The 14,259-nt window shown below is 67.6% G+C and carries 14 protein-coding genes and 1 pseudogene; 11 read left to right on the top strand and 4 right to left on the bottom strand.

The features are described 5' to 3' along the window. Positions 1–34 precede the first annotated feature (34 nt). Genes ASC92_RS14465 through ASC92_RS14450 form a run of 4 tightly spaced genes read left to right on the top strand, consistent with a single transcriptional unit; the run spans position 35 to position 2,370 of the window. Positions 35–808 carry a Crp/Fnr family transcriptional regulator gene (locus ASC92_RS14465; RefSeq protein WP_056516644.1) on the top strand — a complete coding sequence of 258 codons (774 nt, stop codon included), beginning with the start codon at positions 35–37 and terminating at the stop codon, positions 806–808. Then, entirely contained in the window at positions 805–1,269 is a 465-nt protein-coding gene (locus ASC92_RS14460; protein WP_056516640.1) for a hypothetical protein, read from the top strand. The genes ASC92_RS14465 and ASC92_RS14460 overlap by 4 nt, the downstream gene beginning before the upstream one ends. Positions 1,270–1,327: 58 nt before the next feature. Continuing rightward, entirely contained in the window at positions 1,328–2,092 is a 765-nt protein-coding gene (locus tag ASC92_RS14455) for an SDR family NAD(P)-dependent oxidoreductase (RefSeq protein WP_056516637.1), read from the top strand. Between the two features lie 20 nt (positions 2,093–2,112). Then, complete coding sequence (locus ASC92_RS14450; RefSeq protein ID WP_056516634.1) at positions 2,113–2,370, top strand: hypothetical protein; 258 nt, start codon at positions 2,113–2,115, stop codon at positions 2,368–2,370. A gap of 140 nt (positions 2,371–2,510) precedes the next feature. Here the strand turns inward: ASC92_RS14450 and ASC92_RS14445 are convergent, their stop codons facing one another. Both ASC92_RS14445 and ASC92_RS14440 read right to left on the bottom strand, forming a co-directional pair. After that, positions 2,511–3,518, bottom strand: a complete 1,008-nt coding sequence (locus ASC92_RS14445) for an MBL fold metallo-hydrolase (protein WP_056516630.1) — start codon at positions 3,516–3,518, stop codon at positions 2,511–2,513. Positions 3,519–3,578: 60 nt separating this feature from the next. After that, positions 3,579–4,556: a Bug family tripartite tricarboxylate transporter substrate binding protein gene (locus ASC92_RS14440; RefSeq protein ID WP_056516629.1), complete on the bottom strand. Its 978-nt coding sequence runs from the start codon at positions 4,554–4,556 to the stop codon at positions 3,579–3,581. 252 nt (positions 4,557–4,808) lie between these two features. On the opposite strand from ASC92_RS14440, the gene ASC92_RS14435 reads away from it, so the two are divergent. Next, positions 4,809–5,186 carry a VOC family protein gene (locus ASC92_RS14435; protein ID WP_056516627.1) on the top strand — a complete coding sequence of 126 codons (378 nt, stop codon included), beginning with the start codon at positions 4,809–4,811 and terminating at the stop codon, positions 5,184–5,186. 4 nt (positions 5,187–5,190) lie between these two features. Here the strand turns inward: ASC92_RS14435 and ASC92_RS14430 are convergent. Further along, positions 5,191–5,861: pseudogene (locus ASC92_RS14430) on the bottom strand (superoxide dismutase). Positions 5,862–5,892: 31 nt separating this feature from the next. Continuing rightward, entirely contained in the window at positions 5,893–6,567 is a 675-nt protein-coding gene (locus tag ASC92_RS14425; RefSeq protein ID WP_157609062.1) for a helix-turn-helix transcriptional regulator, read from the bottom strand. 194 nt (positions 6,568–6,761) lie between these two features. On the opposite strand from ASC92_RS14425, the gene ASC92_RS29555 reads away from it, so the two are divergent. From ASC92_RS29555 to ASC92_RS14400, 6 genes are read left to right on the top strand one after another with little or no spacing between them, the layout of a single operon-like run. Further along, on the top strand, positions 6,762–6,884 hold the full coding sequence (locus ASC92_RS29555; RefSeq protein WP_268810467.1) for a hypothetical protein: 123 nt from the start codon (positions 6,762–6,764) through the stop codon (positions 6,882–6,884). Beyond that, on the top strand, positions 6,881–6,979 hold the full coding sequence (gene kdpF, locus ASC92_RS14420; protein ID WP_056516619.1) for a K(+)-transporting ATPase subunit F: 99 nt from the start codon (positions 6,881–6,883) through the stop codon (positions 6,977–6,979). Before ASC92_RS29555 ends, kdpF begins: the two co-directional genes overlap by 4 nt. 1 nt (position 6,980) lies before the next feature. Further along, on the top strand, positions 6,981–8,780 hold the full coding sequence (gene kdpA, locus ASC92_RS14415; protein WP_056516617.1) for a potassium-transporting ATPase subunit KdpA: 1,800 nt from the start codon (positions 6,981–6,983) through the stop codon (positions 8,778–8,780). A gap of 13 nt (positions 8,781–8,793) precedes the next feature. Further along, positions 8,794–10,893, top strand: coding sequence for a potassium-transporting ATPase subunit KdpB (kdpB, locus tag ASC92_RS14410; RefSeq protein WP_056516614.1), 2,100 nt, complete (start codon positions 8,794–8,796; stop codon positions 10,891–10,893). Positions 10,894–10,906: 13 nt separating this feature from the next. Then, positions 10,907–11,488, top strand: a complete 582-nt coding sequence (gene kdpC, locus ASC92_RS14405) for a potassium-transporting ATPase subunit KdpC (RefSeq protein ID WP_056516611.1) — start codon at positions 10,907–10,909, stop codon at positions 11,486–11,488. 31 nt (positions 11,489–11,519) lie between these two features. Beyond that, complete coding sequence (locus tag ASC92_RS14400) at positions 11,520–14,258, top strand: DUF4118 domain-containing protein (protein WP_056516609.1); 2,739 nt, start codon at positions 11,520–11,522, stop codon at positions 14,256–14,258. Position 14,259 lies beyond the last annotated feature (1 nt).

The raw sequence follows: 14,259 nt of genomic DNA, 5'->3' as shown, positions 1-14,259 counted from the left end.
CAATCCTAGGGACACTACTCCCCGGAGTTTCCCGATGCCTCGCGGCGACCTCAACCACAACAACGTGCTCGTCGGTTCGATCAAGGACCGCGTGCGCCCCCCCAGCGGCGCCGAACTCGGCGGCATCCCGTGGCTGCCCACGCTCACGCCCGCCGAGCGCCGCCGCGCCGAGACCACGCTGGTGGTCGGCGAGGCCGAGCCAGGCGACCTCGTGTGCCGCGTCGGGCGCTCGCCCACCTACTGGTTCGGCGTGCTCGAGGGCCTGCTCAAGATGAGCAACGACAACGCCGATGGCGGCTCGGTCACCTACACCGGCGTGCCGCCCGGCGGCTGGTTCGGCGAAGGCACGGTGATGAAGCGCGAGCCCTACCGCTACAACATCCAGGCGCTGCGGCGCAGCCTGGTGGCGGGGCTGCCGATCGAGAGCTTCCACTGGCTGCTCGACCACTCCATCGGCTTCAACCGCTTCGTGATGAACCAGCTCAACGAGCGGCTCGGCCAGTTCATCGCGGCGCTGGAGATCGACCGCCTCAACAACCCCGACGCGCGTGTGGCGCGCAACCTCGTTTCGCTGTTCAACCCGGTGCTGTACCCGGGCGTGGGCGAAGTCCTGCGCATCACGCAGCAGGAGTTGGCCTACCTCGTCGGCCTGTCGCGCCAGCGTGTGAACGAGGCGCTGAACGGCCTGTCGGCGCAGGGGTTGATCCGCGTGGAGTACGGTGGCCTGCGCGTGCTCGACCTGCCCGGGTTGCGCGCGACCGCGATGTCGAACAAGAAGAACCTGCCAACGCCAACGGAAACCCCATGACCCTGACCGACAAGCTCCAGATCGTGCCCGCGAACGCGCAGGCCGGCTTCGTTCCACCGCCCGAGGCGCCGAAGGCCAAGTCCGCAGAGGCCGGCCCGACGCTGGAAGAAGCCATCGAACGCAACGAGCAGTTGACCGAGAAGATCGACGCGCTCAACGCGGTGCTGGCCAAGCCGCTCAACGAGATCCTGGCCGACCGCGAGAAAGCCGACGAAGCCGCGCTTGCATGGGACCGCTTCGGCGCGATGTGGATGCTCTCGCAGCGCGCCATGCGGCGCGTGGCGCTCGACCTCGCTGCGCAGCTCGGCGTGAGCGAGGAGGAAGTCGTCGCGCGGGCGATGACCAACGCCAACGCGGTGCTCAATGGCGCGGACGAAGTCGATCTCGGTGGCAGCGTCGCCCCCGCGCAGCTGCAGCACATCGCCCGCCACCGCAACTTCCTGCGCAAGCAATTCAAGTGAACAGGTAAACCCAAGTCCCTTTAATCTTCTTGCCTTCGCTTCAGAAAGACGTTTCCCGATGACCGCTTCTCACCTCACCCTCATCACCGGCGCTTCGCGCGGCCTGGGCCGTGCCATGGCCGAACAGCTGCTGCAGGCCGGCCACGTGGTGCTCGGCATTTCGCGCAAGCAGGACGCGCAACTGGCCGAGGCCGCCAAGGCTGCCGGCGCCGAACTTGTGCAATGGGAGCAGGACCTGTCCGACCCGGTCGCCGCGGCAGCCCGCGTATCGGCCTGGCTCAAGACCGTCGATGCCCAACGCTTCGACAGCGTCACGCTCATCAACAACGCCGGCACCGTCGGCAACCCCGCGCCGCTGTCGCGTGCGGTGGAGTCCGAGTTGTCGCTGGCCCTGCGCATCGGCCTCGAAGCGCCGATGCTGCTCACGGCCGCTTTCCTCGGCGCCACCCGCGAGTGGCGCGGCGCGCGCAAGGTGCTGAACATCTCGTCGGGCCTGGGCCGCAACGCCATGGGCAGCCAGGCGCCTTATTGCGCGTCCAAGGCCGGCATGGACCATTTCTCGCGCGCCGTGGCGCTCGAAGAAGCGAATGCGCCGAACGGTGCGCGCATCGTCTCGCTCGCGCCCGGCGTGATCGACACCGACATGCAGGTGCAGCTGCGCGGCGCTTCGGCCGAGAAGTTCCCCGACCGCACGCGCTTCGAGAAGATGAAGAACGAAGGCATGCTCGACAGCCCCGCCACGGCGGCCGCCAAGGTGCTGAAGTACCTGGCCCGAGCGGACTTCGGTACGAACCCCGTGGCCGACGTGCGCGACCCGGCCTGAAACCACAGGACGAACACACCATGGCCACCGCCAAGTCGATCGACACCAACGACTACAAGCTCTTTCCGTCGCCGCGGAACGTACACCGCATCATCTTCGAACACCAGGTCTTCGTGCCGTACCCGTACGCGCTGATCGTGATGGACGAGTTCTACTTCAAGGGCCGCTACAGCCTGTTCTCGGCCTGCAGGATGAGCGACGGGAAGATGGGGCAGGTGGCGACGTTCGAGCTGGAAACGGACGTCGACATCTTCAACACGAAGTTCGTGCCGGACTGAGCGCGGGTATTTGAATTTCTCCCTCCCCTTCCGGGGGAGGGCCGGGGTGGGGGCAAGCGGCCGTCAAGTCCACGCCGCCTCGAATGCGGGAGCCGCCCCCATCCCAACCTTCCCCCAGCGGGGGAAGGAGCAAGACAGACTCACTGCATCGCGAACCGATCACGCTGCGCCTGCGCGCATTCACCCATCACGCTCAACGCCCGTTCCACCGCAGGCGTCCCCATCACGAACGGATTGGCCTGCGCCGCCGGCTGCTGGCGCAGCGCCGCCAGCTTGGCTTGCGAGCCGTCGACGTTCGAGTGGTTCGACAGCATCACGTCGATCTTCTGGGCCGACACCACCGTGCCCATGCGCCGCGTGGAGTCGATATAGCTGTCCAGGCGCGGCACGTCCTTGCCGAAGTTGAAGCTCGTGCCTCCCCAGAGCATGGCGCGATGTTTCTGGCCACCGGAGCCCACGTCGAAAACCGGCGAGATGGTGCCCATGGTGTGGCCGGGCGTGACGTACAAGGTGAGGGTGGTGTCGCCCAGGGTGAGGCGGTCGCCATCCTTCACCGAAATGTCCCGCTTGGGCGGCGCGCCCCAGATCGGCGTGGCGAACTCCAGCTTCGTCTCGGTCATCGTCCAGTCGGTGTCGCTCATGACCACGCGCGCGCGGTATTTCTGCGCGAGATACGGCGCGCCGCCGTAGTGGTCGCCGTGCCCGTGCGTGACCAGCACGTACTTGATCTGCGTCGGGTCGAGGCCGAGCTTGCGCATGCCGCCCTCGATCAGCGCGGAGGCCTCCACCTGGTTGTTCAGCGCATCGATCAGGATGATGCCGTCGGAGGTCTTGATGGCCCACGCGCTGACCCAGTCGGCGCCCACGAAGTAGAGGTTGTCGAAGGCTTTGCCCGGCGGTGGTGCCGGCTTGTTGATGAGTGCGTTGAGGCCGCTGTCCAGTTCGGCCTGCTGCGGCCGCGTGGCAGGAGCTGGCTTGCACAGCATGAGCAGGGCGCCGAGGTCGCTGCCCGCGGATCTGGTGGCCGCCGCGACGTGGGCGGCGACTGTGGCGTCGGAGGGTTGCTGCGCGGGTGTCTGTGCGCAGCCCTGGACGAGGGCGGCGACCGCTGCCAGGGCGGCCGTCTTCAGGGGAAGCGAAGGAACCATCGGTGTCTCCATGCCGTCGATGCGGCTTGTTCTGGAGACACCATTCTGCGACTCGTGGGCTTATTCGATTGTCGCGCCCGAGGCTTGCACGATGCCCTTCCACTTCTCGTAGTCGGTCTTCAGCAGCGCGCCGAACTGCTCGGGCGTCATGCTCTCGGGCTCAGCGCCCTGGGCGATGATGGCGGCCTTCATTTCAGGCGTGGCCAGCAGCTTGTTGACCTGGGCGTTGAGCGTGGCGACGATGTCCTTCGGCGTGCCCGCCGGCACGAACAGGCCATACCAGGTGCTCACGTCGAAGCCCTTGTAGCCGAGCTCGGCCACGGTGGGCGTGTCGGGCAGCGAGGTGCTGCGCCTGGCCGAGGTCACGGCCAGCGGGCGCAGCTTGCCCGCCTTGATCTGCGCCAGCGCAGAAGGCACCGACGACACCATCAGGTCGACGTTGCCCGCGAGCACGTCCATCATGGCCGCGTTGGAGCCCTTGTAGGGCACGTGGCGCATCTTGATCTTGGCGGCGCCGTTGAAGATCTCGCCGGCCAGGTGGATGGTGGTGCCGTTGCCGGGCGAGCCGTAGGTGATGGTGTCGGGCGCGGCGCGCGCGGCAGTCACCACGTCGTTCAGCGTCTTGAACTTCGAGTTGGCCTGCGTGACGATCACCACCGGCGTGTAGGCCACGTGGGCGACCGCGGTCAGGTCCTTCACCGGGTTGTAGCTCAGGTTCTTGTAGAGCCAGGGCGCGACGACCATGTTGTCCTTCTGGCCCATCACGATGTCGTAGCCCGTGGGCGCGGCGCGCGCGGCCTCGGCAATGCCGATGGTGCCGCCGGCACCCGCACGGTTGTCGGGCACCACGGTCCAGTGGTTCGCCTCGGTGAGCTTCTGGGCGACGAGGCGCGCCAGGATGTCGGTGCCGCCGCCGGGCGGGAAGGGCACGACCATGCGCACGGGCTTGGCGGGATAGCTTTGTGCTTGTGCGGCGGCCGTGAAAGCCAGCGGGAGGGCCAGCGCAATGGCCAGCGTGCCGAAGTGTCTGCGGATCATGGGTTGTCTCTTTGTCGAGGTCGTTTCGGGGTTGCAGGCTTTGTCGTCGTCACTGCACCGGGGGTGCAGTGTGCCGGAAGCCGCATAAGAAGGAATTCTTCATTCGCGATGGGGCTCGTATCGGCTTGCGGTGAGCTATTTTCCGATGCCTTGACAGGGCCTCGCCCGATGCGAATACTGCACCGCATGGTTGAGTATTTTTGGCTCGCCTGGCGCGCTTCGACAGTTCGCCTGGCTTCGAAGGAGACTCGCATGCTCGGACACATCAACGCCGTGGCCAACCTCGCGGTCAAGGACCTCGCCGTGGCCCGCCGCTTCTACGAAGACACGCTGGGCCTGTCGCAGGTCGATGCGGAGGGCGACGAAGTGATCGTCTATCGCAGCGGCAGCACGCGCATCAACGTGTACCGCTCCCAGTTCGCGGGCACCAACCAGGCCACGGCCGTGACCTGGCAGGTCGGCGACGACATCGGGCGCATCGCCGCCGCGCTGAAGGACCGGGGCGTGCGCTTCGAGCACTACGACATGCCCGGCACGACGCTCGAGGGCGACCTTCACGTCATGGGCGGCATGAAGGTCGCGTGGTTCAAGGACCCGGACGGGAACATCCTGAACCTCATCAACGGCTGAACTTTCAGCCGAAGTTCTTCGCCGCGAAGTCCCAGTTCGCCAGCTTGGCCAGGAAGGTCTCGACGAACTTCGGGCGCAGGTTGCGATAGTCGATGTAGTAGGCATGTTCCCAGACGTCCACGGTCAGCACCGGGGTGTCTGCGGTCGTCAACGGCGTGCCGGCCGCGCCCATGTTCACGATGTCCACCGAGCCGTCGGCCTTCTTCACCAGCCAGGTCCAGCCCGAGCCGAAGTTGCCCACGGCCGACTTCACGAAGGCTTCCTTGAACGCGTCGTAGTTGCCCCACTTGGCGTCGATGGCCTTGGCCAGGGCGCCGGTCGGAGCGCCGCCGCCCTGGGGCTTCATGCAGTTCCAGAAGAAGGTGTGGTTCCAGATCTGGGCGGCGTTGTTGTAGATGCCGCCGCTGGATTTCTTGACGATCTCCTCGAGCGTCTGCAGTTCCAGAAGAAGGTGTGGTTCCAGATCTGGGCGGCGTTGTTGTAGATGCCGCCGCTGGATTTCTTGACGATCTCCTCGAGCGTCATCGATTCGAACTCGGTGCCCTTCTGCAGGTTGTTGAGGTTCACCACGTAGGCGTTGTGGTGCTTGCCGTAGTGGTACTCGAGGGTTTCCTGCGAGTACTCGGGCGCCAGCGCGTCGAGGGCGTAGGGCAGGGGTGGGAGCTTGTGTTCCATCGTGGTTTCCTTGTGGCTGTTGAAAAAAGATTCAGGCATTCGCCCTGGGTTCGACCCGGTAGGCGCATCTTCTGGCGCCTGCCAGCACATGTTCGACGCGGCTGACGGCCACATGGGGCCCCAGCACTTCGTTGAACAACTGCAGTTCACTGCGGCAAAAGCCCGTGCAGGCCCGCGCCGCGGTGCAGATGGGACAGTGGTTCTCGATGAACAGAAAGCCGTCGCTCGGGCTCTGTTCGTCGGGCCGGAACTCGGCCATGTAGCCTTCGCGGTTGCGAATTTCGGCGAGCCGCGCCAGCCGCGACTCGAGGCTGCGCGCGCCGCGCATGGCTTCGGCGTAGTTGGCGCGCATGGTTGCCTCGCGCGCTGCGATGAGCTGGTCCATGCCTTTCTCACCGAACACGCTGATGACGGCGCTGATCATCTGCACCGTCATCTCGGCATGCGTATCGGGAAAGCGCTTGTGGCCCTCGCCCGTGAGCCGCCAGATCTGCGTGGGCCGGCCGCGGCCGCTGGAGCGGCTCTCGGCGTCGACCCATCCCTCGGCCTGCAGCTTGGCCATCTGCTGGCGCACCGCCTCCACCGTGACGTTCAGGACCTTGGCAATGTCGGGAATGCCGAGCGCACCACGCGTCTTGAGCGTGGAGAGGATGCGGTCTGCCGGCTGGTGCGGCATGGGTGCGGGCCCGGCGACGGAGGCTGGCATGAGATTAATCAAAGTGGTCATTTTGATTATTAAGTGGCACGGCGCCGCTGTCGAGGCTGGAAGCAAATGACCCCAAGCCACGCAGGGCAGTGTGCTTTTACGCTTTCTTTATGCGCCGCCGCTGACTCTGTTCCCCGTTTTTACGCACTGCTGCCGAGACTGAAGGCCTTGTGTTTCGTTCCAGGAGCAATTGAATGGACATCGTCTGGATGGGCGCCTTGCTGGCGCTGTGGGCCGTGGTGGGGGCCATGGTGGTCGGGCTGGACAGGCTCGACGCACCGAAGCCATCGAACAAGACCGACGGAGCGTCATCGTGATCGGCCTCGAAGTTCTCTATGGCTTCGGCGCGTTGATCGCCGTGGTTCTCTTCGCCTACCTCGTGTTCGCGCTGATCTGCGCGGAGGAATTCTGAAATGACTTCCTCCGCCTGGGGCCTGCTGGCCCTTTTCCTTGTCTTGGTGGGCGTGCTGTCCTGGCCCGTCGGCAAGTTCCTCGCCGCGCTGTGCAACGAGCGCCTGCCGCGCTGGATGCTGCGCGTCGAGGCGCCGCTCTACAAGCTCGCGGGCACCAAGCCCGCTCAGTCGATGCACTGGCTGCGCTACGCGCTCGCGCTGCTGGCCTTCAATGCAATCGGCGCGATCTTTCTCTATGCGCTGCAGCGCCTGCAGGGCTGGCTGCCGCTCAACCCCGCGGGCATGGCGGCCGTGTCGCCCGACTCGGCCTTCAACACCGCGGTGAGCTTCGTCTCCAACACCAACTGGCAGGGCTATGCGGGCGAGTCGACCATGAGCTACCTGACGCAGATGCTCGGGCTCACGGTGCAGAACTTCTTCTCGGCCGCCACCGGCATCGCGGTGGCCTTCGCGCTGGTGCGCGGCTTTGCGCGCCGTGGGGATGGCAAGGGGCTCGTGGGCAACTTCTGGGCCGACATCACGCGCATCACGCTGTGGGTGCTGGTGCCGATCTCGTTCGTCATCGCCATGGTCTTCGCGGGCCAGGGCGTGATCCAGAACTTCGACGTCTACAAGACCGTGAACACGGTCGAGGCCACCGCCTTCCAGCAGCCGAAGAACGGCGCCGACGGCCAGCCGCTGAAGGACGACAAGGGCCAGCCGGTGATGGAAGGCGCCACCACCAGCACCCAGACGCTCGCGATGGGCCCGGTCGCTTCGCAGGAGGCCATCAAGATGCTCGGCACCAACGGCGGCGGCTTCTTCAACGCGAACTCGGCGCATCCGTACGAGAACCCGACCGCGCTGGCGAACCTGCTGCAGATGATCGCGATCTTCCTGATCCCGGCCGCGCTGTGCTTCACCCTCGGCCATGTGGTCGGCGACATGCGCCAGGGCTGGGCCGTGCTCGCCGCGATGACGGTCATGTTCGTCATTGCCGTGGTGGCCATCACGCACGCCGAGCAGGCCGGCAATCCGCTGCTGGCTTCGCTCGGCGTCGATCAGGTGCCGGGCGCCCTGCAGGCCGGCGGCAACATGGAAGGCAAGGAAGTCCGCTTCGGCATCGATGCCTCCTCGCTCTTCGCAGCCATCACCACGGCCGCCTCATGCGGCGCGGTCAATGGCATGCACGACTCGCTCACCCCGCTCGGCGGCATGGTGCCCATGGTGCTCATGCAACTCGGCGAGGTGGTGTTCGGCGGCGTTGGCAGCGGCCTTTACGGCATGCTGATCTTCGCGATGCTCGCGGTGTTCATCGCCGGGCTGATGATCGGCCGCACGCCCGAGTACCTCGGCAAGAAGATCGAGGTGCGCGAGATGAAGCTGATCTCCATCGCCATCCTGGTCACGCCGATCCTGGTGCTGGCCGGTACGGCGGTAGCGGTGATCGCGACCGCCGGCAAGGCCGGCATCGCGAATCCGGGCGCGCACGGCTTCTCGGAAATCCTGTACGCGCTGAGCTCGGCCGCCAACAACAACGGCAGCGCCTTTGCGGGCCTGTCGGCCAACACGCCCTTCTACAACGGCCTGCTCGCGCTCGCCATGTGGCTCGGCCGCTTCGCGATGATCGTGCCGGTGCTCGCCGTGGCCGGCGCGCTCGCGGCCAAGAAGCGCCTGCCCGTCACCAGCGGCACGCTGCCCACGCACGGCCCGCTGTTCGTCTCGCTGCTGATCGGCACCGTGCTGCTGGTCGGCCTGCTCAACTACGTGCCGGCGTTGGCTCTAGGTCCGATCGTCGAACACCTCGTGCTCTGGAAATAAGAAGGTGCGCACCATGATTGCCAACACAAAAAACTCTCTCTCGCTGTTCGATGCAGCGCTGGTCAAGCCCGCCTTGTGGGGCGCCTTCGCCAAGCTCAACCCGCGCACCCAGTGGCGCAACCCGGTGATGTTCATCGTCTACATCGGGAGCATCCTGACCACGCTGCTCTGGCTCCATGCGCTGAGCTTCCCCGGCGACACCGGCATGAAGCCCGCCTTCGTGTTGGCCATCACCGTGTGGCTGTGGTTCACCGTGCTGTTTGCGAACTTCGCCGAAGCACTGGCCGAAGGCCGCAGCAAGGCGCAGGCCGCCTCGTTGCGCGGCTTGCGCAAGGACACCTGGGCCAAGAAGCTGCATGAGCCGCACCACGGCGCACAGTGGCTACCGGAGCAGGCGCCCAACCTGCGCAAGGGCGACGTGGTGCTGGTCGAGACCGGCGACGTGATCCCGCTGGACGGCGAGGTGATCGAAGGCGTGGCCTCGGTCGACGAGAGCGCCATCACCGGCGAATCGGCGCCGGTGGTGCGCGAGTCGGGCGGCGACTTCTCGGCCGTGACCGGCGGCACCCGCGTGCTGTCCGACTGGCTGGTGGTGCGCGTGTCGGTGAACCCGGGCGAGTCCTTCCTCGACCGCATGATCGGCATGGTCGAAGCGGCCAAGCGCCAGAAGACGCCCAACGAGATCGCGCTGACCATCCTGCTGGTGGCGCTCACCCTCGTGTTCCTGATGGTCACCGTCACGCTGCTGCCGTTCTCGGTGTTCAGCGTGGAGGCCACCGGTGCGGGCACCGTGGTGTCGCTCACCGCGCTGGTCGCGCTGCTGGTGTGCCTGATCCCGACCACCATCGGCGGCCTGCTGTCGGCCGTGGGCGTGGCCGGCATGAGCCGCATGATGCAGGCCAACGTGATCGCCACCTCGGGCCGCGCGGTGGAAGCGGCCGGCGACGTCGACGTGCTGCTGCTCGACAAGACCGGCACCATCACGCACGGCAACCGCCAGGCCACGTCGTTCCTGCCGGCGCCGGGCATTCCGAAGGCACGCCTGGCGCGCGCTGCGATGTTCGCCTCGCTCGCCGACGAAACGCCCGAAGGCCGCAGCATCGTCGAGCTGGCCCGCCGCGACGGGCTGGATGCCACCGCAGTCGAAGGCACGCACTTCGTTCCCTTTACTGCGCAGACCCGCATGAGCGGCGTCGACCTGCCGGCCGCGCCCAACAGCCTGGACACCGAAGCCATCCTGCTGCGCAAGGGCGCAGTCGATGCGGTGCGCCGCCACGTCGAAGCGCTTGGCGGCAGCATGGCACCCGAGGTGCTGCGTGCGGCCGAGGAAGCGGCGCGCCGCGGCAGCACGCCGCTGGCCGTGGCCGAGGGCAGCCGCGTGCTCGGCGTGGTCGAACTCAAGGACATCGTCAAGACCGGCATCAAGGAGCGCTTCGCGGAGCTGCGTCGCATGGGCATCAAGACCGTGATGATCACGGGCGACAACAAGCTCACGGCGGCGGCCATCGCCGCCGAAGCGGGCGTCGACGACTTCCTCGCCGAAGCCACGCCCGAGGACAAGCTCGCGCTCATCCGCAAGTACCAGTCCGAAGGCCGCCTGGTCGCGATGACCGGCGACGGCACCAACGATGCGCCCGCACTCGCGCAGGCCGACGTGGCCGTGGCCATGGGCAGCGGCACGCAGGCCGCGAAGGAGGCCGGCAACATGGTCGACCTCGACTCCAATCCGACCAAGCTGCTCGAAGTGGTGGAGACCGGCAAGGCGCTGCTGATGACGCGCGGCTCGCTCACCACCTTCTCGATCGCGAACGACGTGGCGAAGTACTTCGCGATCATTCCGGCGATCTTCGTCTCGACGTATCCACAGCTCGGTGCGCTCAACGTGATGCGGCTCGCGAGCCCGTCGTCGGCGATCCTGTCGGCGGTGGTCTTCAACGCGCTGGTCATCGTGTTCCTGATTCCGCTGGCGCTGAAGGGCGTGCGCTACCGGCCCGTGGGCGCCGCCGCGCTGCTGCGCCGCAACCTTGCCATCTACGGGCTGGGCGGCCTGCTGATTCCCTTCATCGGCATCAAGCTGATCGACTGGCTGCTGGTTGCAGTCCACCTGGTCTGAGGAGTTCTTCATCATGGAAAACAACAACGGCGGCATCGTCCGCCCCGCGCTCGTGCTCTTCGTGCTGCTGAGCGCGCTCACCGGCTTGATCTATCCGATGGCCGTTACCGGTGCGGCCAAAGCGGTGTTCCCCGCGCAAGCGGGCGGCGGCCTGGTCGAGCTCGACGGCAAGACAGTGGGCTCGAAGCTCATCGGCCAGAACTTCGGCGATCCGAAGCACTTCTGGGGCCGCCCGTCGGCCACCGCGCCGCAGCCGTACAACGCGAGCGCCTCGGGTGGCTCGAACCTGGGCCCGCTCAACCCGGCGCTGGCCGATGCGGTGAAGGCACGCGTCGAGGCGCTGCGCGCGGCCGACCCGGGCAACGCGACAGCGGTGCCGGTCGACCTCGTCACGGCCTCGGCCAGCGGGCTCGATCCCGACATCAGCCCGGCCGCGGCGCGCTACCAGGCAGCGCGCGTCGCGCGCGTGCGCGGCCTGCCGCTCGAGCAGGTCAACGCACTGATCGCGAAGAACACACAGGGGTCCTTGTGGGGCTTTCTGGGTGAGCCGCGCGTCAATGTGCTGGCGTTGAACCTCGCGCTCGATGGCCGCTGACCTCGTTTGATGCGCTAATCTGCCGCCACCGATGCCCGACGACCGCCCCGACCCCGATGCCCTGCTCGCGCAGCTGCGCAGCGACGAGGCGCGCGCGCAGCGCGGCAAGCTGCGCATCTACTTTGGCGCCAGCGCGGGTGTCGGCAAGACCTGGGCCATGCTGAGTGCCGCGCAGCGCGAGCGCGCCATCGGGCGCGACGTGCTGATCGGCGTGGCCGAGACCCACGGCCGCAGCGAAACCGCCGCGCTGCTCTCGGGGCTCGAGGCGCTGCCGCTGCGCGAGCTGGCCTACCGCGGCCGCACCCTCGCCGAATTCGACCTCGATGCCGCGCTCGCCCGCAAGCCCGCCGTGCTGTTGGTCGACGAGTTGGCCCACACCAACGCGCCCGGCTCGCGCCACGCCAAGCGCTGGCAGGACGTGCAGGAGCTGCTGGCCGCAGGCGTCGACGTGTGGTCCGCGCTCAACGTGCAGCACCTCGAAAGCCTCAACGGCACGGTCGGCGCCATCACCGGCGTGCGCGTGCACGAGACCGTGCCCGACACCGTGCTGGACGAGGCCGACGAGGTGGTGCTGGTCGACGTCACGCCCGACGAGCTCACGGCGCGGCTGGCGGCCGGCAAGGTCTACCTGCCCCAGCAGGCCGAACGCGCCGCGCAGAATTTCTTCCGCAAGGGCAACCTGATCGCGCTGCGCGAGATCGCATTGCGCCGCACGGCCGAGCATGTGGAAGACGACGTGCGCGGCTGGCGCATCGAGCAGTCGGGTAACGGAGGCAATGGGCGCAGCCTGCAAGCCTGGAACACCTCGGGCGCGATCCTCGCGTGCGTCGGCCCGCATGAAGGCGCGGCGCAGACCGTGCGCACCGCGGCACGGCTCGCAGGCCAGCTCAACGTGCGCTGGCATGCGGTGTACGTCGAGACGCCCCGGCTGCAGCGGCTGGCCGCGGCCGAGCGCGACCGCATCCTCGCGGTGCTCAAGCTGGCGGAAGAACTGGGCGCGGCCACGGCCGTGCTCACCGGCGCCGATGTGGCTGAGCAACTGGCCGAACAGGCGCGCCGGCTCAATTGCGCAACGCTGGTGCTGGGGCGTTCGGGGCCGGCCGCTGGATGGCGCCGCTGGTGGCCCGGCATGGCGCCGCCGTTGTCGAGCGCGCTCGCAACGCATGCACCCACGCTCGACATCGTGGAAGTGGCCCGCGCGGAAAGTTCGCGCCGCCTCTCTCGCGCCCCGCTGGAGAGTTCGCACATCGACAGCGGCGACCACGAGAAGGCGCCCATCCACTGGGCTGCCTACGCATGGGCGGCGGGCACCAGCATCGCGCTCACGCTGGTCTGCATGCCGCTGGCCAGCGTGCTGGAACTGTCGAACATCGTCATGCTGTTCCTGCTCGGCGTGGTGGGTGTGGCGATGCGCTTCGGGCGCGGCCCTTCGGCGCTGGCGGCCTCGCTCAACGTCGCGGCCTTCGACTATTTCTTCGTGCCGCCGCGGCTGTCGTTCGCGGTGAGCGACGTGCAGTACGTGCTGACCTTCGCGATCATGCTCGGCGTCGGCCTGCTGGTGGGCCAGCTCACGGCGGGCCTGCGTTTCGCAGCCGGCGTATCGACCAGCCGCGAGCGGCGCGCGCGTTCGCTGTTCGAGCTGACGCGCGAACTGTCCGCCGCGCTGGAAAGCTCGCAGGTGGTCGCGCTCGGCGCCGCTGCGGTGCGGGGCCACTTCGGCGGCGATGCGCTGGTGCTCGTGACCGGCGCCACCGACCAGCTCGTGCCACCCGCAGACGCACCCGAAGGCTTCGATCCGCAGGTCGCCGATTGGGCCTTCCGCCACGGCCAGCCGGCCGGCCTCGCGACCGCCACGCTCGCCGCGCAGACATGGCATTACGTGCCGTTGCAGGCACCGATGCGCGTGCGCGGCGTGCTCGCGCTGTCGCCCGCGCAGCCGCGCTGGCTGCTCATTCCCGAGCAGGCGCAGCAGCTCGACACGCTGGCCCGGCAGATCGCGATTGCGCTGGAGCGCGTGCACTACGTCGAGGTGGCGCAGCAGGCCGTGGTCGAGATGGAGTCGGAGCGCCTGCGCAACGCCTTGCTCGGCGCAATTTCGCACGACGTGCGCACGCCGCTCACCGCGTTGATCGCGCTGGCCGAATCGTTGCAGACGCTGCCGCCCGAAGCGCAAGCCGAAGCGGCGCGCGCCATCGTCGCGCAGGCGCACGAGCTGCACGCGCTGGTCAACAACCTGCTCGACATGGCGCGGCTCGAAAGCGGCATCGCGGGCGGTGCGGTCAATCTGCGGCGCGACTGGCAATCGGTGGAGGAGGTGGTCGGCTCGGCCATCCGCGCGGCGCGCACGGCGTTGGGCAACACCGTCGTGCACACGGCGCTCGACCCGGAGCTGCCGCTGGTCGAGTTCGACGCGGTGCTGATCGAGCGCGTGCTGGTCAACTTGCTGGAGAACGCCACCAAGTACGGCGCGCCGCCCATCGTCGTCGGCGCGCGGGCCGAGCCGGGCACGCTGGTGCTCAAGGTGCGCGACCACGGCCCGGGCCTGCCCGTCGCGCTGCTGGGCCGCGAGCAGAAGCTGTTCGACAAGTTCACCCGCGGCGAAACCGAGTCGGCGACGCCGGGTGTGGGCTTGGGCCTGGCCATCTGCCGGGCCGTGGTGAGCGCGCATGGCGGCGACATTGCCGCAGCCAATGTGCAGGGCGGCGGTGCAGAATTCACGGTCACCTTGCCGCGCCGGGAGCCACCGGAAACGGCCGAAGCACAACTCTGAA

The organism is Variovorax sp. Root411 (assembly GCF_001425205.1).
In the GTDB taxonomy this organism is placed as follows: domain Bacteria; phylum Pseudomonadota; class Gammaproteobacteria; order Burkholderiales; family Burkholderiaceae_C; genus Variovorax.
The sequence above is the reverse complement of the archived record's forward strand: the minus strand, read 5'-3'. Positions and strand labels throughout refer to the sequence as shown.

Coding starts and splice junctions, on each gene's coding strand:
- ASC92_RS14465 (WP_056516644.1), top strand. CDS start 35: ATGCCTCGCGGCGACCTCAACCACAACAACGTGCTCGTCGGTTCGATC.
- ASC92_RS14460 (WP_056516640.1), top strand. CDS start 805: ATGACCCTGACCGACAAGCTCCAGATCGTGCCCGCGAACGCGCAGGCC.
- ASC92_RS14455 (WP_056516637.1), top strand. CDS start 1,328: ATGACCGCTTCTCACCTCACCCTCATCACCGGCGCTTCGCGCGGCCTG.
- ASC92_RS14450 (WP_056516634.1), top strand. CDS start 2,113: ATGGCCACCGCCAAGTCGATCGACACCAACGACTACAAGCTCTTTCCG.
- ASC92_RS14445 (WP_056516630.1), bottom strand. CDS start 3,518: ATGGTTCCTTCGCTTCCCCTGAAGACGGCCGCCCTGGCAGCGGTCGCC.
- ASC92_RS14440 (WP_056516629.1), bottom strand. CDS start 4,556: ATGATCCGCAGACACTTCGGCACGCTGGCCATTGCGCTGGCCCTCCCG.
- ASC92_RS14435 (WP_056516627.1), top strand. CDS start 4,809: ATGCTCGGACACATCAACGCCGTGGCCAACCTCGCGGTCAAGGACCTC.
- ASC92_RS14425 (WP_157609062.1), bottom strand. CDS start 6,567: ATGCCAGCCTCCGTCGCCGGGCCCGCACCCATGCCGCACCAGCCGGCA.
- ASC92_RS29555 (WP_268810467.1), top strand. CDS start 6,762: ATGGACATCGTCTGGATGGGCGCCTTGCTGGCGCTGTGGGCCGTGGTG.
- kdpA (WP_056516617.1), top strand. CDS start 6,981: ATGACTTCCTCCGCCTGGGGCCTGCTGGCCCTTTTCCTTGTCTTGGTG.
- kdpB (WP_056516614.1), top strand. CDS start 8,794: ATGATTGCCAACACAAAAAACTCTCTCTCGCTGTTCGATGCAGCGCTG.
- kdpC (WP_056516611.1), top strand. CDS start 10,907: ATGGAAAACAACAACGGCGGCATCGTCCGCCCCGCGCTCGTGCTCTTC.
- ASC92_RS14400 (WP_056516609.1), top strand. CDS start 11,520: ATGCCCGACGACCGCCCCGACCCCGATGCCCTGCTCGCGCAGCTGCGC.